14 protein-coding genes are annotated in these 16623 nt (G+C 73.4%); 5 read left to right on the top strand and 9 right to left on the bottom strand.

The genetic code is table 11. The features are described 5' to 3' along the window. Positions 1 to 104 precede the first annotated feature (104 nt). Positions 105 to 707 (bottom strand): superoxide dismutase, encoded by a 603-nt coding sequence (locus ACFVXH_RS14740; RefSeq protein WP_049649981.1) that lies wholly within the window; start codon positions 705 to 707, stop codon positions 105 to 107. Positions 708 to 1106: 399 nt separating this feature from the next. Between ACFVXH_RS14740 and ACFVXH_RS14735 the strand changes: the two genes are divergently transcribed. From ACFVXH_RS14735 to ACFVXH_RS14715, 5 genes are all read left to right on the top strand, one after another. After that, positions 1107 to 3386, top strand: coding sequence for a M9 family metallopeptidase (locus ACFVXH_RS14735; protein WP_387823408.1), 2280 nt, complete (start codon positions 1107 to 1109; stop codon positions 3384 to 3386). Positions 3387 to 3925: 539 nt separating this feature from the next. Next, positions 3926 to 4972, top strand: coding sequence for a cytochrome P450 (locus tag ACFVXH_RS14730; RefSeq protein WP_380739634.1), 1047 nt, complete (start codon positions 3926 to 3928; stop codon positions 4970 to 4972). Positions 4973 to 5038: 66 nt separating this feature from the next. Continuing rightward, positions 5039 to 6073: a JmjC domain-containing protein gene (locus ACFVXH_RS14725; protein ID WP_387823399.1), complete on the top strand. Its 1035-nt coding sequence runs from the start codon at positions 5039 to 5041 to the stop codon at positions 6071 to 6073. Positions 6074 to 6196: 123 nt separating this feature from the next. Next, the gene (locus ACFVXH_RS14720; protein WP_387823574.1) at positions 6197 to 6565 is read left to right on the top strand and encodes a BlaI/MecI/CopY family transcriptional regulator; all 369 of its coding nucleotides are present in this window, start codon (positions 6197 to 6199) and stop codon (positions 6563 to 6565) included. After that, entirely contained in the window at positions 6562 to 7473 is a 912-nt protein-coding gene (locus tag ACFVXH_RS14715; protein ID WP_387823396.1) for a M56 family metallopeptidase, read from the top strand. The genes ACFVXH_RS14720 and ACFVXH_RS14715 overlap by 4 nt, the downstream gene beginning before the upstream one ends. A 44-nt stretch (positions 7474 to 7517) precedes the next feature. Here ACFVXH_RS14715 and ACFVXH_RS14710 read toward each other — a convergent pair whose 3' ends face one another. From ACFVXH_RS14710 to ACFVXH_RS14675, 8 genes are read right to left on the bottom strand one after another with little or no spacing between them, the layout of a single operon-like run. Then, positions 7518 to 8351, bottom strand: a complete 834-nt coding sequence (locus ACFVXH_RS14710) for an MOSC domain-containing protein (RefSeq protein WP_387823393.1) — start codon at positions 8349 to 8351, stop codon at positions 7518 to 7520. Then, on the bottom strand, positions 8336 to 9994 hold the full coding sequence (locus ACFVXH_RS14705) for a (2,3-dihydroxybenzoyl)adenylate synthase (protein ID WP_387823390.1): 1659 nt from the start codon (positions 9992 to 9994) through the stop codon (positions 8336 to 8338). The genes ACFVXH_RS14710 and ACFVXH_RS14705 overlap by 16 nt, the downstream gene beginning before the upstream one ends. Before the next feature lie 51 nt (positions 9995 to 10045). Continuing rightward, the gene (locus ACFVXH_RS14700) at positions 10046 to 11374 is read right to left on the bottom strand and encodes a salicylate synthase (protein ID WP_387823387.1); all 1329 of its coding nucleotides are present in this window, start codon (positions 11372 to 11374) and stop codon (positions 10046 to 10048) included. A gap of 54 nt (positions 11375 to 11428) precedes the next feature. Continuing rightward, positions 11429 to 12193 carry a thioesterase II family protein gene (locus ACFVXH_RS14695; protein ID WP_387823384.1) on the bottom strand — a complete coding sequence of 255 codons (765 nt, stop codon included), beginning with the start codon at positions 12191 to 12193 and terminating at the stop codon, positions 11429 to 11431. Beyond that, positions 12190 to 13890 carry a condensation domain-containing protein gene (locus ACFVXH_RS14690; RefSeq protein WP_387823381.1) on the bottom strand — a complete coding sequence of 567 codons (1701 nt, stop codon included), beginning with the start codon at positions 13888 to 13890 and terminating at the stop codon, positions 12190 to 12192. The genes ACFVXH_RS14695 and ACFVXH_RS14690 overlap by 4 nt, the downstream gene beginning before the upstream one ends. Next, complete coding sequence (locus tag ACFVXH_RS14685; RefSeq protein WP_387823378.1) at positions 13887 to 14342, bottom strand: type II toxin-antitoxin system RatA family toxin; 456 nt, start codon at positions 14340 to 14342, stop codon at positions 13887 to 13889. The genes ACFVXH_RS14690 and ACFVXH_RS14685 overlap by 4 nt, the downstream gene beginning before the upstream one ends. Continuing rightward, complete coding sequence (locus ACFVXH_RS14680; protein ID WP_387823375.1) at positions 14339 to 15580, bottom strand: aspartate aminotransferase family protein; 1242 nt, start codon at positions 15578 to 15580, stop codon at positions 14339 to 14341. The genes ACFVXH_RS14685 and ACFVXH_RS14680 overlap by 4 nt, the downstream gene beginning before the upstream one ends. After that, positions 15577 to 16623: an SDR family oxidoreductase gene (locus tag ACFVXH_RS14675; protein ID WP_387823372.1), complete on the bottom strand. Its 1047-nt coding sequence runs from the start codon at positions 16621 to 16623 to the stop codon at positions 15577 to 15579. Before ACFVXH_RS14675 ends, ACFVXH_RS14680 begins: the two co-directional genes overlap by 4 nt.

The raw sequence follows: 16623 nt of genomic DNA, 5'->3' as shown, positions 1-16623 counted from the left end.
GCCGCGCCCGGCGTCAACCCGCCCGCGCGGGAAGCCCCTTGGGGCGCAAGGGGAGGGCCCCGGACCGCCCGACCGGTCCGGGGCCCTCCGTCACCCGAACCGGGTCAGGCGCTCTTGACGGCCGCGAAGCGGTCCGAGACGTCCTGCCAGTTGACGACGTCCCACAGGCGGGTGACGTAGTCCGGGCGGACGTTGCGGTACTGCAGGTAGTAGGCGTGCTCCCAGGCGTCGAAGGCCAGCAGCGGGGTGGTGCCCTGGCCGACGTTGCCGTGGTGGTCGTAGACCTGCTCGACGATCAGGCGCTGGCCGAGCGGCTCCCAGGACAGGATGCCCCAGCCGGAGCCCTGCACGCCGGTGGTGGCGGTGGTGAGCTGCTTCTTGAAGGCGTCGAAGCTGCCGAAGTGCTCGGTGATGGCGTCGGCCAGCTCGCCCTCGGGGCGGTCGCCGCCCTCGGGCGAGAGGTTCTGCCAGAACAGCGAGTGCAGCACGTGGCCCGACAGGTGGAACGCGAAGGTCTTCTGCAGGCCGACCAGGCCGCCGAACTGCTCCTTGTCGCGGGCCTCGGCCAGCTGGTCCAGGGTGTCGTTGGCGCCCTTGACGTACGCGGCGTGGTGCTTGGAGTGGTGCAGCTCCAGGATCTCGGCCGACATCGCCCGCTCCAGCGCGGAGTAGTCGTACGGCAGGTCGGGAAGCGTGTAGGTGCCCATCAGGACACGGCCCCTTTCGGCGGGTTGAACGGTGGTGATCGTGCCGGGACAACACTATTGCGTATCAGTTGCAAGAACGAAGCATGGGCTCCTGCTTATTCCCGCACGTCCCGTCGGGCACAATGACCGCCGCTGACCACCCGTCCGGCCCAGCCGACTCGCCCCGCCCGCCCGACCCGTCCGGCCTGCCCGGCCCGTACGCCCCGTCACCCCGGCGGCCCGTCACTCCGCCGCACCGGTGCCCCTCCGGCAACGTTTCGGTCTCGTAGACCGGCAATCCGTTCCCGGGGCTTCCCTCCGTGTTCGCCGTTGTGCCATTTTACATGTCACACAGCAAGGCCCGTGCGCCCCACGCAGCGCGGCCACCCCCACCCTCAACGGCCCCGGAGGCCCCCACAGATGCGTCCCTCCTCGATAGCGAAGGACGGCGCGCGCAGACTCCCTGCGCTCGGCACCGCCCTCCTCCTCTCGCTCGGCCTGTTCGCACCCGCGGCGCAGGCCGCCGCCCCCGCGGCCGCCCCGGCCGGTCAGCCCGCCACCTCGGCCGGCCAGACCGCCGCACCGCGCACGATCCCGGTGCCCAAGTCCCCCGACACCCCCAAGGACGCCCGTCCGCTGGTCTCGGACCCGCAGGCCAAGGCCACCGCCCCGACGGCGGGCAGCACCGTCGGCGCCGCCAGGTCGGCACGGGCGCTCACCGCCGCCGCCTGCGACGTCTCCGCCTTCACCGGCAAGTCCGGTGCCGCGCTGGTCCAGCAGGTCAAGGGGGCCGGGCTCGACTGCGTCAACACCCTGTTCACGCTGACCGGCAACGACGCCAAGGGCGCCTTCAACGAGGCCCAGATGGTCACCGTCGCCAACGCCCTGCGCGACACCGCCGCCACGTACCCCGGCGACAACTCCACCTCCGCCGGGCAGCTGGTGCTCTTCCTGCGGGCCGGCTACTACGTGCAGTGGTACAACAAGGACGTCGTCGGCCCGTACGGCACCGGCCTCCAGACCGCCATCCGCGGTGCGCTGGACGCCTTCTACGCCGCCCCGCACAGCAAGGACGCCACCGACGCCAACGGTGCCACCCTCGCCGAGGCCGTCACCCTGATCGACAGCGCCCAGGAGAACGCCCGCTACACCGGCGTCGTCAAGCGGCTGCTGAACGACTACACCGGCAGCTGGCCCGCCACGATGGCCACCGCCGTCGCCAACACCGAGACCGTCATCGAGCGCGGCTTCGACCTGCCGGAGTTCGTCTCCGCCCTCCAGGCCGACCCGGCCTTCGCGACCACCGTGTCGTCCTTCGTCACCCGCAACAGCGGCCAGCTCAACGGCGGCGACACCGTCACCAAGATCGGCATCCAGCTCGGCAACCTGGTCGCCAACGACGCGCTGCGCGCCCAGGGCCGGCCGATCGTCAAGGACCTGATCAACCGCTACCCGCTGGTCGGCAACACCGGTCCGCTCACCATGAACCTGCTCTGGTTCACGGAGAAGAAGGACGCCGGCAACTGCTCCTACTACGGCACCTGTGACGTCCCGGCCAAGCTCGTGCCGCTGGTGCTCACCATCGACCACACCTGCAACGCCAACCTGCGCATCCGCGCCCAGGACATGACCGCGCAGCAGCTCGCCGACACCTGCACCAGCCTGGTCAACCAGGACGCGTTCTTCCACAAGGTGGTCAAGGACAACGGCCCGGTCCCGAACGACAACAACACCAACCTCGAGGTCGTCGTCTTCGACGACTACTACAACTACAGCCTGTACGCCTGGGAGATGTACAAGATCGACGTCGACAACGGCGGCATGTACGAGGAGGGCAACCCGGCCACGGTCGGCAACCAGGCCCGCTTCATCGCCCACGAGGCCTCCTGGCTGCGCCCCCAGTTCCAGATCTGGAACCTCAACCACGAGTACACCCACTACCTCGACGGCCGCTACGACATGTACGGCGACTTCGAGGCCGGCATGACCACCCCGACCATCTGGTGGGTCGAGGGCCTCGCCGAGTACGTCTCCTACAGCTACCGCGGCGCCCACTACGACGACGCGGTCGCCCAGGCCGGCAAGGGCACCTACGCGCTGAGCACCCTGTTCGACACCACCTACGACAACGCGGACTCCACCCGGATCTACAACTGGGGCTACCTGGCCGTCCGCTACATGCTCCAGTCGCACCCGCAGGACGTCGACGCGCTGCTCGCCAAGTACCGCGCCGGTGACTGGAACGGCGCCCGCACGCTGCTGAAGACCACCATCGGCACCGCGTACGACGCCGACTTCGCCACCTGGCTCAAGGCCTGCGCCGCCGACAACTGCGGCTCGCTGCCCACCACCGAGCAGCCCAAGGCCCCGCTCTGCACCGCCACCGACGCCCGGCAGTACGACAAGAACTGCCGCCGCGACAACGTCGCCGCCACCACCGGGAACTACAGCTACAGCTTCCTGAACCTGCCGGCCGGCGTGAAGCAGCTGACCATCACCACCAGCGGGGGCACCGGCAACGCCGACCTCTACTACAACGCCGGCTCCTGGGCCACCACCGGCTCCTCCACGGCCAAGTCCGCCACCGGCGGCAACGGTGAGACCCTGACCATCACCAACCCGCCGGCCGGCTACGTCTTCTTCAGCCTCTACGCCCAGCAGGGCTTCGGCGGCGTCACCGTCACCACGACCTACAACTGACACCGACGCCCCACGACCGACCGACTGCCGCAGGCAGCAGGGCCCCGCGACTTCGCGGGGCCCTTTCGCTTTCCCGTTCCGACCCCCCCGCCCGGGGATATCCAGGGGTTATAACGATTCGGCCATCGAATAGGCCGTCAACGGCCCGTAAGAGATCGCATATTCCTCTGCCGAGGGGGTGTCCGGGCGGCGAAGTTTCGGTTAGTGTCCATGAACAGATCAACCGGTTCGGCCTCCGGCAACGGAATGCCGAATATCTCTGACGGCTCGGGTGCGGCATTCTCGCCACACCCGCCAATCCCCGGAATGGAGAGTTAGTCATGAAGATGGTCAAGGCGCTCGTCAAGAAGTTCAAGAAGAACGACGACCTCGCGAACCACGCGTGGGTGCTGCACGTTATCTAACGTGTCCAGCCGCTGGCGGGGGCCGGGTCGGCCGTGCCCCCGCCGGCGCCACGGCGCGTCCGGGATTCCTCCGCGCGCCATGCCGAACACACTGACCTGCCATTTCGCATTGGAGGCCGGATTCCCGTGGAAGAAATGGCGACGGCAACCGCGCGCAGCCGTTCCCTCGTGTTCGCCCCGAGGATTCAGGAGCTGCTGGCCAGGGACGAGAAGGTGTTCCGGATCGACCCGTCGAAGGTCGGCGTCTCGGACTCCCGGCTGATGGCCGAAATCGTCGCGGCCCGCCCCGTCCTTTCCACCGAGCGATCGGTCTACAAGCCCGCCGCCGGCTCCGACATCCCCCACGACAGCGCGACGCGCACCATCCGCGCGCTGGGGCAGGACGCCATGGCGGGCATCCGCAAGCCGCCGCCCCCGGCGCGCGGCATGGCCGGCTCCTGGCCCTACGCGGGCACCTCCTACCTGCGCCGCTGGCTGTTCTCCGACGACCCGCTGCCGGTCTCCCTGCTGTCGAAGCGCGGCGTCACCCGCTCCGACACCCTCTCCCGGCTCGTCGACCGCGCCGTCACCGCCTGGCCCGGCTCCGCCGACCAGGACGGGGGCACCGAACTGGCCGGACTGATCCGCGGCGCCGACGAGACGCTGGAACGCAAGCAGGCCATCGCGATGTACCGCCGGGCGACCGCCACCCTCTGCGACGGCGTGGCCGCCCTGGCCGGCAACGCCCTGTGGCTCATGGGCCCGGAACAGGACCGGCCGGAGCACCGCGCCAAGCTCACCGACGTCCTCTGGGAGACCCTGCGCCTGCTCCCGCCCGCCTGGATGCTCTACCGCAACGGCGGCGCGGCGTACACCGAACTCCACCCCGAGATCCGGCCCGAGGACGACGTCGCGCTCTTCCCGCTGCTGATGCACCGCCACCCCGACTACTGGTCCGACCCGCTGGACTTCCGCCCCGAGCGCTGGGACGGCGTCGCGGACCCGGAGAAGACACCCGGGTTCATGCCCTTCGGCTTCGACGGCGCCCGCTGCTGGGCCAAGCACCTGATCGTGCCGCTGGCCGAGCAGCTGCTGACCGCGGCCCTGGACAACCGGCTGGTCGTCCACAGCCCGCGGCAGGACGCGCAGGTGCCGCTGCGCTCGCTGCTCGCCGTACGGTTCGAGGCGCGGGTCCGGGCCTGACGCCCCGGCGCCGCCTCCGGAACACCCCCGCCGCCCCGGAAGACCCCTGACACCACGGGACACACCATGGAATCGCCCACACTGGCCGACTGGGTCGGCGACGTCGACGGCTTCACCGGCCGCCAGTGGCAGCGCGAGCCCGCGCTCTTCCCCCGGAAGGCCCCGGAGGCGCCCGCCTCGCCCGCCGCGCCCGCCTCGCCGTTCGACCTCGACGAACTCGACGCCGCCTTCGACGGCGGGCTGCTGCGCACGCCCTACCTGGAGATGGTCCGCTCCGACAAGGTGACCATCCCGCCGGAGGCCTTCACCACCTCGCGCACCGTCAACGGCACGGCGCACCACGGCTTCGCGGACCGCGCGAAGGTGCTCGCCCAGCTGCGCCGCGGGGCGACGCTGCTGCTGCGCTGCGTCGACCAGTGGCACCGCCCGACCGGCGAACTGGTGGCGCGGCTCTCCGAGGAACTCGACCGGCGGGTAGAAGCCTTCTTCTTCGTCACCCCGGCCGGCGCCCAGGGTCTCGCCGTGCACCGCGACGACGCCGACGTGTTCGTCCTCCAGGCCGCCGGACGCAAGACCTGGTACGTCCACGACGCGCCGACGACGGCGGACTGGCGGCTCGGCGAACTCCCCGAGGACGAACGCTCCCCGCTGCGCCTGCACGGCGTCCTGGAACCCGGCGGCGTGCTCTACATCCCGCGCGGCTTCGCCCACCGGGCGGTCGGCGCCGGGGGCCTGTCCGCCCACCTGTCACTGACCGTCCGCGACCTCTCCGTCCAGGACCTGCGCACCGCCCTGGAAGGGCAGTTGGCCGAAGGCCTCGGCCTGCCCGCCCGCCCGCTCGGCGAGCCCGCGATCACCGACGCCTGCGCCGCCCTGCTCGCCCACGCCCGGACGAGGCTCGACGCGCTCGGACCGGAGGACCTCCTGCGCGCCGCCCGCGCCGCGCACCGAGTCCACCAGGTCCCGGCAGCCCCGGCCGAACCCGCGGAAACCCTCACCGAGGCCGCCCGCACCTGGGAGTCCGCCACCCCGACCGACGGCCGCCCCGGGCTCGCCTCCGTCGGCCGCACCTGGCGCCGCCTGCGCGGCGCGGCCGGGTAGCCTGCGGCGACGGCAGCCGGCAACGGCGCGTCAGGGCGGGAATCGCGCCCCCTTCAAGGGGCGAACCGCACCGTCTACGATGAGCGCCGGAGAGTACGGGCCGAGGAGAGGAAGGCAGTGAGCGTGCGACGGCTGGGGGAACTGGAGGCGGAGATCATGGATCGCCTTTGGAGCTGGGGCCGCCCGGCGACCGTCCGCGAACTCGTCGACGACCTGAACCGGACCCGCCCGCTCGCGTACACCACCGTGATGACCGTGGCCGACGTGCTGCACGGCAAGGGCATGGTGCACCGGGAGAAGGACGGCCGGGCCTGGCTCTACGAGCCGACCCGCACCCGGGAGTCGTACACCGCGGCTCTGATGCAGGACGCCCTGGCCGCCACCACCGACCGCTCCGGCGCCCTGGCCCACTTCGTCGGCCAGATCACCCCGGACGAGCAGGACGCCCTCCGGCGCGCGCTGCGCTCGCTCAACGGCGACGACCAGGAGTGATCGGGCCCCTCGTGCTGGCCGGGTACTCGGTGCTGATCGGCTGCCTCGTGCCGTTCCTGCTCGCCCGGGCGCAGTGGCCGCTGCGCTCCCCCAGGACGGCGCTGCTGCTCTGGCAGGCGCTGATGGTGTCGTTCGTCGTCTCCGTCGCGCTGACCTGGTACCACCTCACCCCCACCGGCCGGCACCTGCACGGCGTCCTCGGCACGGCCGAGCGCTGGGTGAACGACCCGGGCCCGGTCGCCGACGGCGCCCCCGCCGGCGGCGCGGAGGGCCTGGCGTTGCTGGCCCCGATCGGCCTGACCCTGCTCTGGCCGGCCGCCTGGTTCACCGTGCTCGGCGTCTCGGCCCACCGGCGCCGGCGACGCCACGCCGACCTGCTGGACCTGGTCGGCCGGCCCGCGCCCGAGCTGGGCGCCGTGGTCCTCGACCACGCCGTCCCGGCCGCCTACTGCCTGCCCGGCCGGTCCGCCCGCGTCGTCCTGACCAGTGCGGCCGTACGGTCCCTGACCGCCGACCAGCTGCGGGCGCTGCTGGCCCACGAGCGCGCGCACCTGGCCGGTCGCCACCACCTGGTCTCGGCGGCCACCGAGGCGTTCGCCCGTGCCTACCGGATCGTGCCGCTGGCCCGGGCCGCGCGCGAACGCACCGCCGTCCTGCTGGAGATGGTCTGCGACGACCACGCCGTGCGCAGCACCTCCGCCCGGACGCTGGCGGGCGCGATGTGCGAGGTCGCGACGGGCGGCGCGCCGCAGTCTGCGTTCGCGGCCGGCGGCGCGGCCGTGCTGGCCCGCGTCCGGCGGCTGCTGCGGCCGGCCGCGCCGCTCCACCCGGCGGCCCGGTGCGCCATCCTGCTGCTCGGCGTCGGCGCCGCCCTGCTCCCCTACTTCGTGACCTGCGGGCCGGTGTGACCTACGGATCGGCCTGACCCTGGGGCCGGGCCGCCCGGCCGCGCTCAGTGCAGCAGCACGGCGTCCCCGCGGGCGATCCGGCCGGGGACGAGCACCCGGGCGTGCACGCCCGCGCAGGGGTGCGGGCCCATGCCCGCCAGCGGCTCGACCCGGTTGTGCCGCGCGGGGACCCGCAGGGCCTCCGGGTCCCGGGGCAGTACGCCGTGGGCGAGAGTCGGCACGGCGCAGCGCGGGGTGGGGACGGTGATCCGCAGGCGCAGCCGCGGGCCGACCGTCAGGTCCCGGCCGATCCAGCCGTTCTCGACGAAGCCGCTGCCGCCCTCGGTGCGGATCACCATGTTCGGCCGGTAGCGCTGGACCTCGACGGTCCCGCGCGGGCTCAGTTCGCCGATCCGGTCGAGGGTGGCGGTGGTGAGCAGGTGGAGCGGAGAGTGGTCGAAGAACGTGCCGGCGGGCAGCCCGACGGCGTGGACCGCGACATCGGCGGCCGGTCCCGCGTGCAGGACCTCCTCGGGGTCGGCGCGGTCGAGCGAGGCGCCCGGCGGCGGCTCCGCGGTCAGGGTGACGGGGCGTCCGACGAACTCCGCCAGCGCGTCCGGATCGAGTTCCGCGCCATCCGGGCCGGTGATGCGGACGCCGTCCTCCGTCGTCGCCGCCGAGAGCGTGAGCAGCCGCCGCCACAGGCGCGGGTTCTTCGCGCTGGCGACCTTGCCGGTCCGCGGGTCGAGCAGGGCGAACCGCCGGTCCCCGTCGACGCCGCGTTCGGTGACGTCGGCTGCGGACAGGTCCTCCCCGAGCATCGACTTGACCGGGTAGCGCCGGAGCGCGCCCACCGTGCCGACCCGTCGTCCCGTGCCTGCCGTTACGGCGTCGGACACGAGGCGTCCCCTTCCGACGGCCGCGCCGGGCCGCCCACCAGGGCCGCGATCCGCTCGGTCAACGCCCGCTTGTCGACCTTCCCCACCGTGGTGAGCGGCAGCGCGTCGACGCACTCCAGGCGGTCGGGCAGCTTGTAGGTGGCGAGGCCGCGGGAGACGAGGAAGTCGACCGCCTCGGCGTGGCTCAGCCCGCTGTCCCGGGTGACGGCGAACACGCAGATCCGCTCGCCGAAGTCCGGGTCCGGCATCGGGACGACGGCGGCCTGGCGCACGGCCGGGTGGGCCAGCAGTTCGTTCTCCAGCTCCTCGGCCGCCACCTTCTCGCCGCCCTTGTTGATGACCTCCTTGGTGCGGCCCAGGGCGACGACGTGGCCGGTCGGGAGCAGCCGTACCAGGTCGCCGGTGCGGTAGAAGCCGTCCGGGGTGAAGGCGGTGGCGTTGTGGTCCCCGGCCCCGTAGTAGCCGCGCAGGGTGTACGGGCCGCGGGTCAGCAGCTGTCCGACCGCTCCCGGCGGCACGTCGAGGCCGTCCTCGTCCACCACCCTGAGCTCGTCGGCCGGGGACAGCGGTAGGCCCTGGGTGGTGGCGACGAGCTCGTCCGGGTCGTCGAGCCGGGTGTAGTTGAGCAGTCCCTCGCCCATCCCGAAGACCTGCTGGAGCCGGCAGCCCAGGCTCCCCCGCACCCGGCGGGCGGCCTCGGCCGGGAGCTTGGCGCCGCCGGCCTGGAGCAGGCGGAGCGTGGACAGGTCGTCGTCCAGCCAGTCCACGGCCTGCATCCAGAGCAGGGCCAGCGGCGGCACCAGGGCCGTCATGGTCACGCCCTCCCGCTCGATGAGCGCGAAGGCCTGGTCCGGGCTCGGGTCGGTGGTGAGCACCACCCGGCCGCCGGCGTGCAGGGTGCCGAGCACGCCCGGGCAGCCGAGCGCGAAGTTGTGCGCGACCGGCAGGGCGGTCAGGTAGACGGTGTCGCGGTCCAGCCCGCAGAGTTCGGCGCTGGCACGGAGGTTGTAGGCGTAGTCGGTGTGCGTCCTGGGGATGAGCTTCGGCTGCCCGGTGGTGCCGCCGGAGAGCAGGAAGAACGCCACGTCCTCGGCGTGCGGCGGCTCCGGCACCGGGAGCGCGTCGTCCCGCGCCTCCAGGTCCGTCAGAGGGACGAACTCGGCCGCGTCGCCCGCCACGACGACGTGCCGGAGGCCCGGCACCGCCCGCCTGACCCGGCGCGCCAGTTCCCGGTAGTCGAAGCCGAGGTCCTGGTCGGCGACGACGTAGGCGCTCGCCCCGGTCAGCTCGCTCAGCGCGGCGATCTCGTGCTCGCGGTGGGCGGGCAGCGCCAGCACCGGCAGCGCGCCGATCCGGCAGAGGGCGAAGAACACCGGCAGGAACTCGACCACGTTGGGCAGTTGGAGGACGACCCGGTCCCCCGGGCCGATGCCGAGGCGGCGCAGCCCGCCGGTCAGCCGGTGCGCCCAGGCGTCCAGTTCCCGGTACGTCACCCGCCGCTCGCCGGCGGTGACGGCCACGCTGTCCCCGTAGGCCTGCGCCCAGCCGGTGAGCAGGCCGCCGATGGTGACGTCCTGCCAGTAGCCCTCCTCCCGGTACTTCCGCCTCAGGTCCTCGGGCCAGGGCACGAATCCCGCAAGCATCTGTTCGGCTCCCTCTCGTCGCTGGTCTGTCGGGTCGTCACGGGTCGTGCGCTACGGGCGGTCCGCCGGGGCGGCGGCGATCACGTGGGGGGCCACGCTGGAGAGCTTCTCACGGGTCTCCTCCAGCTCCCGGGCCGGGACGGAGTCCGCGACGATGCCGGCGCCGGCGCGCAGCCAGGCCCGGCCGTCCTGCTCGTAGAGCGCGCGCAGGACCAGCGCCGCGTCCATCGAGCCGTCGCTGGAGGCGGTGAGGACGGCTCCGGAGTACAGCCCGCGCGGGCCGGGCTCCAGCCGGACGATCCGGTCGTACGCGGCCTCCTTGGGCACGCCGGACGCGGTGATCGCGGGGAAGAGCGCCTCCAGCGCGTCCCAGGCGGTCTTCTCCGGGGCCAGCCGTCCGACCACCCGCGAGCCGAGGTGCTGGACGCTGCCGCGCGGCTTGACGCTCATGAAGTCGCTGACCGCCACCGTGTCGGGGTCGCAGACCGTGAGCAGCTCCTCGTGGCCCAGCTTCACCGAGATGGCGTGCTCGTAGATCTCCTTGGCGTCGGTGAGCAGTTGCTCCCGCAGCCGGGCGTCCTGCTCCGCGCCGAGGCCGTACGCCCTGGTCCCGGCCAGGGGCTGGGTGGAGACCGTGCCGGTGGCGTCGACCTCGACCACCGTCTCGGGGCTGAAGCCCATCGCCCGCCAGCCGCCCAGGTTGAGCAGGAAGGAGCGGGCGGGGGTGTTGCGGCGGCGGCCGTGCAGGTAGGTCGCCGGGATGTCGACGGGCCCGGCGATCGGCACCGGCCGGGAGAGGATCACCTTCCGCAGCTCGCCGCGCCGGATGTCGTCCACCGCGACGGCGACGGCCTTCTGGTACATCTCAGCCCCGTACGCGTCGACCGGGACCGGGGTCGGCACGGCGTCCTCACCGGGCTGCGGGGCCTCCAGGACCGCGCGGACCAGCTCGGCGGAGACCGGTTCGGCCGCCCGGACCAGGGCCCGGTCGGCCCGCAGCCGGACCTCGGTCCGGGGCACGATCAGATGGAGCAGCGGGGTGCCGGACGGCGCCTCGGCCCGGCGGCGGGCCAGGAAGCTGAGCTCGAAGGCCGCCCATCCGTAGACGTTCCAGTCGGTGATCGGCAGCCGCCCGAGGGCTGATGCCACCTGGGCGAGCGGGCGGGTCCCCAGCGGTTCGACCGTCTCCTCGCCGCCCCAGCGGACTCTGAGTTCGTCGGCGTCGAGGACGAGTTCGCCGAGCGCGCCGCCGGCGTAACACCACTCCTGGTCGCGCTCGTAGACGACGTGGCGGTCGAAGAGCTCCGCGCGGGCCAGGGCGGTGGCGGCGACCAGCGGGTCGAACCGGCCGGCGAGCGTGGTGTGCTGGTACGGGTTCATGCTGTGCCTCTTTCCGGTGCCCACGGGGGCACGCAGTGGCGGGGAGGTGGTGGGCTACCGCGCGGACGGGAGCAGCCGGGCCGTGACCAGCCGGGCGATTCCGGCGGTGTGCTCGCCGAGGAAGAAGTGCCCGCCGGGAAAGACCTCCAGCGTGCAGCGGCCGGTGGTGTGGCGCTTCCAGTCGCCGGCTTCGGCGACGGTCGTCCTGGGGTCGTCGGCGCCGGTCAGGACCGTGATCGGGCAGCTGGGTTCCCGGCCCGGCCGGTGCCGGTAGGTCTCGATCGCCCGGTAGTCGCGGCGGATGCCGGGCAGCAGCAGCCGCATCACGTCCGGGTCGTCCAGCAGTTCGGGGCCGGTGCCGCCCAGTTCCCTCAGTTCGGCCACCAGGTCCTGGTCGCTCTTCAGGTGCACGGCCTCCTCGCGGATCCGGCAGGGGGCCCGGCGGCCGGAGACGATCAGCGCGACGGGCGGTGCGCCGACCTCGTGCTCCAGCCGCCTGGCCGCCTCGTAGGCCAGGACGGCGCCCATGCTGTGGCCGAACAGGGCCAGGGGGCGCTCGTCGAGCAGCGGCACCAGGGCCCGGACGATCCCGTCGGCGAGGTCCTCGATGTCGTCGAGCCCCGGCTCGGCCCTGCGGTCCTGACGGCCCGGGTACTGCACGGCGAGCGTCTCCACCGCCGGGGCGAGCGCCTCGGAGAGCGGGAACCAGAAGCCGGCCGCACCGCCGGCGTGCGGGAGGCAGACCAGCCGGACCGGGGCGTCCTCGGCGGGGTGGAACCGCTTCGTCCAGCGGGACCCGGTCGCGACGGCGGCGGTCATCGGGCGGCCCCCGCCGTCACCTCGGCGGTGGCCTCGGGGGAAACCCCGGCGGTGGCCTCGGCGGTGACCCCGGCGGGCCGGTCCCACCGGTCGTCGGCGGCGCCGAGCCGGTCCAGCAGGTCCCGGTAGGCCCCCAGCATGGCGTCCAGCAGGCCCGGGGGAAAGAGCTCGTCGACGGCGTCCCAGGCGAGCAGCACCGAGTCGTCCGTCCGGTACACCTGGTGGTCGAGCCAGACCTGGGGCGTCTGGGAGAGCATCCAGGTCAGCTCGCCCAGCTCGGCGCGGAACTCCGGGCCGACGAAGTCGGAGCCCAGGTTGCAGGCGAAGACGACGGGGGCGCCGACCCGACGGCCGCCGTTGGCCCGGCGGAGGTCCCGCAGGACGTTCAGGGTGGAGTACTGGGCGTGCGAGGCGTTCCGCTGGACCTGCCGCTGGAGCTCCCGGACCCGTTCGGCGAAGGGGACCGGCCGGCGCAGGTCCACGTTCAGCAGGACGAGGTTGGTGAAGTCGGCCACCAGCTCGCCGACCGCCGGGTGCAGCGGCTGGCGGTCGAAGAGCGGAACGTTGAGCAGGAAGTTCCGCTCCGCGCTCCAGGCGCCCAGGACCTCCGCGTAGGCGGTGGCGAGCACCATGGCCAGGGTGAGGCCGTGTGCCCGGGCCCGGTCGGTGATGCGCTCCCACTCCTGGGCGCCGAGCACGAAGGCGCGCCGGGAGAAGCGGGTCCCGGTGAGCTCCTCGGGCTGCTTCGCGAGCGGCAACTTCGGTCCGCTGGTGGGGAGTTCGGGGATCAGGCCGGTCCAGTACGCCCGGGCGTCGGCGGCCGGGCTGCCGGGGGTGGCGGGGTCTCCGCACCAGGCCCGGTGGTCCTCCAGGTACTGCGCGAAGCCGTAGTCGGGGGCGGGGGCCGGCCGGTCCGGGTCGCGGTAGGCCCGGGCGAGGTCGGTGAGCAGCACCTCGATGCTGGCGACGTCCGCGACCAGCAGGTCGATGTTGGCGTGGAGCCTGGTCCGGCCGGCGGGCAGCAGCGAGAGCCGTACGTCGAACACCTCGCCGGCGGCGACGTCGAGGCGGCGGTGGGACAGCCCCGCCCGGACCGCCGCCAGGCCCTGGTCGAGCTCCGCCCCCTCGGCCGCGCGGAGGTCGTGCACGGTGAGGCCGGCCCAGGGGCTGTGGTCGAGGACCTGCTGCCGTCCGTCGTCGAGGAACCGGGTGCGCAGCATCCCGTGCCGTGCGGCGACCCGGCGCACGGCCGCCTCCAGCCGGTCCGGGTGCACGGCGGCACCGTCGAACTCCAGGTAGGCGTGGCAGCCGACTCCGCCGAGGGTCATCTCGTCGCCGCGTCCGATCCAGTAGGCCCGCTGGACCGGGGTGAGGTCGAACGCGGCCCGGGCGTCCACCACCCGGCGGGTCGGCCGGGCCACCGGGTCCTCGGCCGCGGCGGCCGGACGCTCCGTCAGCAGCGCGTGCCAGCCCTCGACGGTGGGGTTCTCGGCCAGCTTCTGGAAGCTGACGTCCGCCCCGGCGCGGCGCCAGCCGCCCGCCAGCCGCATCATGCGGATGGAGTCCATCCCGTGGCGGATCAGGTTGTCCGCCTCGGGGATCGTGTCGGCGGCCACGCCGAGCAGGTCGGCCACCGTGTGCCGGACGTCCTCCCGCGACAGGTCGCACGGGCTCGGCAGGTCGCGCGGGCCGGTCACGCCGGGCCGCCGAAGGTGGTCGCCGGGCCGTTCAGTCCGGCCAGGATGCGCTGGAGGTTCTCGATCAGGGTGCGCTCGGCGATCGGGTCGAGGATCGCGGCCAGGCTGGCCATGCCCAGGTCGAACTCGGCGTCGAACCGGATGACCACCCGGCCGTCGGCCTGCTCGACCCGCCAGGTGCCGTCGAAGGACGCGAAGTCCCCGGTGGTCTGGGCGAAGGTGATGGAGCGGGTGGCCGGGTCGATGACCTCGTTCTCGGACCACCGCATGACGCCGTTGCGGAAGTTGACCGCCCACTCCGAGTCGATGACGCCGTCCTCGCGCTCGGTGACCCGCACCTGCCGGACGGCGTCGGTGAACTCGGGGTAGCGCTCGAAGTCGGCCAGCCGGGCGAAGACCGTGTCGGCGTCGGCGTCGGGGACGAAGGCCTCAAGGGTGACCTGTCGCGTCACAGCGTTCCTTCCAGGGTGGTGGCCGCGTCGTCGAAGGCGGTGAGCAGCCAGTCGACGTCGCTCGGGGTGAGGACGGCGGGCGGGGTGAACCGGATCACCCGGTGGGCGTTGAGGCTGTGGTTGACCAGGACGCCGCGGTCGTGGAGCTCCATGACGAAGGCGCCCGCGGTGTGCTCGTCCTTGAACTCGATGCCGATGAGCAGTCCGGCCCCGCGGATTCCGGCGACCAGGCCGGGGCAGCGTTCGGCGACGATCCGGGTCAGGCCGTCGAGCAGGGTGCGGCCGAGCGCGGCGGCCCGCCCGACCAGTCCCTCGGCCGCGATGGTCTCGACGGCGGCGCGGGCGGCGGCCATCGCGATCGGCGAGGCCGCGAAGGTCGAGGTGTGCAGGAACGGGTCGCGGCTGAACGGCTCGTAGGCGGCGTCGGTGGCCACCATGGCCGCGACGGGCACCACCCCGCCGCTCAGGCCCTTGCCGACCAGCAGCACGTCGGGGCTGATCCGCTCGCGGTCGGCGCCCCACCAGGTGCCCAGCCGGCCGAGCCCGGTCTGGATCTCGTCCAGCACCAGGAACGCGCCGGCGGACCGGCAGAGCCGCTGGACCTCGGTGAGGTAGCCCTCCGGGGGGACGATCACGCCCCCTTCGCCCTGGACGGGTTCGAGGACCACGCAGGTGTCGGCGCCGACCACGCCGGCCAGCGCGGCCGCGTCCCCGTACGGCACGTGCGAGACGTCCGGCAGCAGGGGGCGGAACGGCTCCTGGTAGAGCTCCCTGGCGGTGAGCGAGAGCGCCCCCATGGTCTTGCCGTGGAAGCCCCCGTCGGCCGAGACGAGCCGCCGTTTCCCGTGCGTCCGGGCCAGTTTGACGGCCGCTTCGACGGCCTCGGCACCGGAGTTCACGAAGTGGACCCGGTCGAGGCCGTCGGGGGTGACGGCGGCCAGGGCCGCGGCGGCCAGGGCCGCGGTGGGCTCCAGCAGCAGCCGCGTCGACATCGGGTGCGTCCGGGCCTGGGCGACCACGGCCTCGACGACGGCGGGGTGGGTGTGCCCGAGGAGGAAGACGCCGTACCCGCCGCAGTCCAGGAAGCGCCGCCCGTCGGCGCCGAGGACGTGCGCGGCGTGCGAGGAGACCTCCTGGTCGCCGCCGGTCAGTTCGGCGAGGCTGGCCCGACCCTTGCTCAGGTGGCGGCGGTACAGCTCGGGGACGAGCCGGTCCGCCCGCCCGGTGCGCGCGCTCACGCGGCCACCTCGCGGGGGTGGACGAGGCCCTTCACCCGGGCGTAGTGGAGCATGGACGCGGTGAAGGCGTCCTCCAGGTCCCCGGTGGTGAGCCGGGGCGTCCCGGGCACCAGGTGGTAGCTGCTGCGGAACGGCTCGGCGGTCTGGAACAGGGCGGTCATGGCCAGCATGTCGTCGAGCCGGCGCTGCTGCGCCTTCGGCAGCGACGCGATGAAGACCGGCCGGATCAGCCGCTCCACCATGTCGGGGGAGACGAACCGCGGCGCGTCCGGCTCCAGGCCGAACCGCCGGCCCAGGTCCAGGCCCAGTTCGACGATCCGCTCGGCGGTCGGGGCGGCCTCGCCGCCGGTCACCCAGTACTCCCCGCCGGTCGTCCCCGCCCTGACCAGGCCGACGATCACATCGGCGACCAGGTCCTGCGGGACGAAGTCGATCCGGGCGTCCGGCTGGAGCGGGAGCATCGGGAGCGCGCCCCGCAGCAGGGCGCCGGCGATCGCGTGCAGCCCCTGGAACTGCGAGATCCGTCCGGTGACGGCGTCGCCGATCACGACCGAGGGCCGGATCACGTTCGCGGCCACGTCGGAGTCCAGGACGGCCCGTTCGGCGAGGCGCTTGCTGTCCAGGTAGACCTCGGGCCGGGCGCCGCCGCCCCCGTCCCGGGCGAGGTCGTGACGGGCCACGAAGGCGGTGCTGACGTGCTGCAGCGTCGCCCCCGCCCGTCGGGCGAACGCCAGGACGGCCGCGCTGCCGCGCACGTTCAGGTCGTTGGTCGGGCCCGCGTCGACGCTGAACCCGGTGACCGCGGCGCAGTGCACCACCGCGTCGACGCGGTCGGCGAGGTCCTCGTACACCGTCCGGTCGAGACCGAGGTACGGACGGGTCAGGTCGCCGCGGAGGCCGACCACCCGGGAGCCGGAGACCGGCTTGCGGTGGGTGAGGCAGACGACGGTGCGGTCGGTCAGCCGTTCCAGTACGGCCTGGCCGACGACGCCGCTCGCTCCGGTGAGCAGGACGACGGGACCGGACGTCACAGTGGCAGTCAT

Source organism: Kitasatospora sp. NPDC058184, assembly GCF_042883725.1.
Classification (GTDB): Bacteria; Actinomycetota; Actinomycetes; order Streptomycetales; family Streptomycetaceae; genus Kitasatospora.
This window is presented reverse-complemented; position numbering and strand designations above follow the sequence as displayed.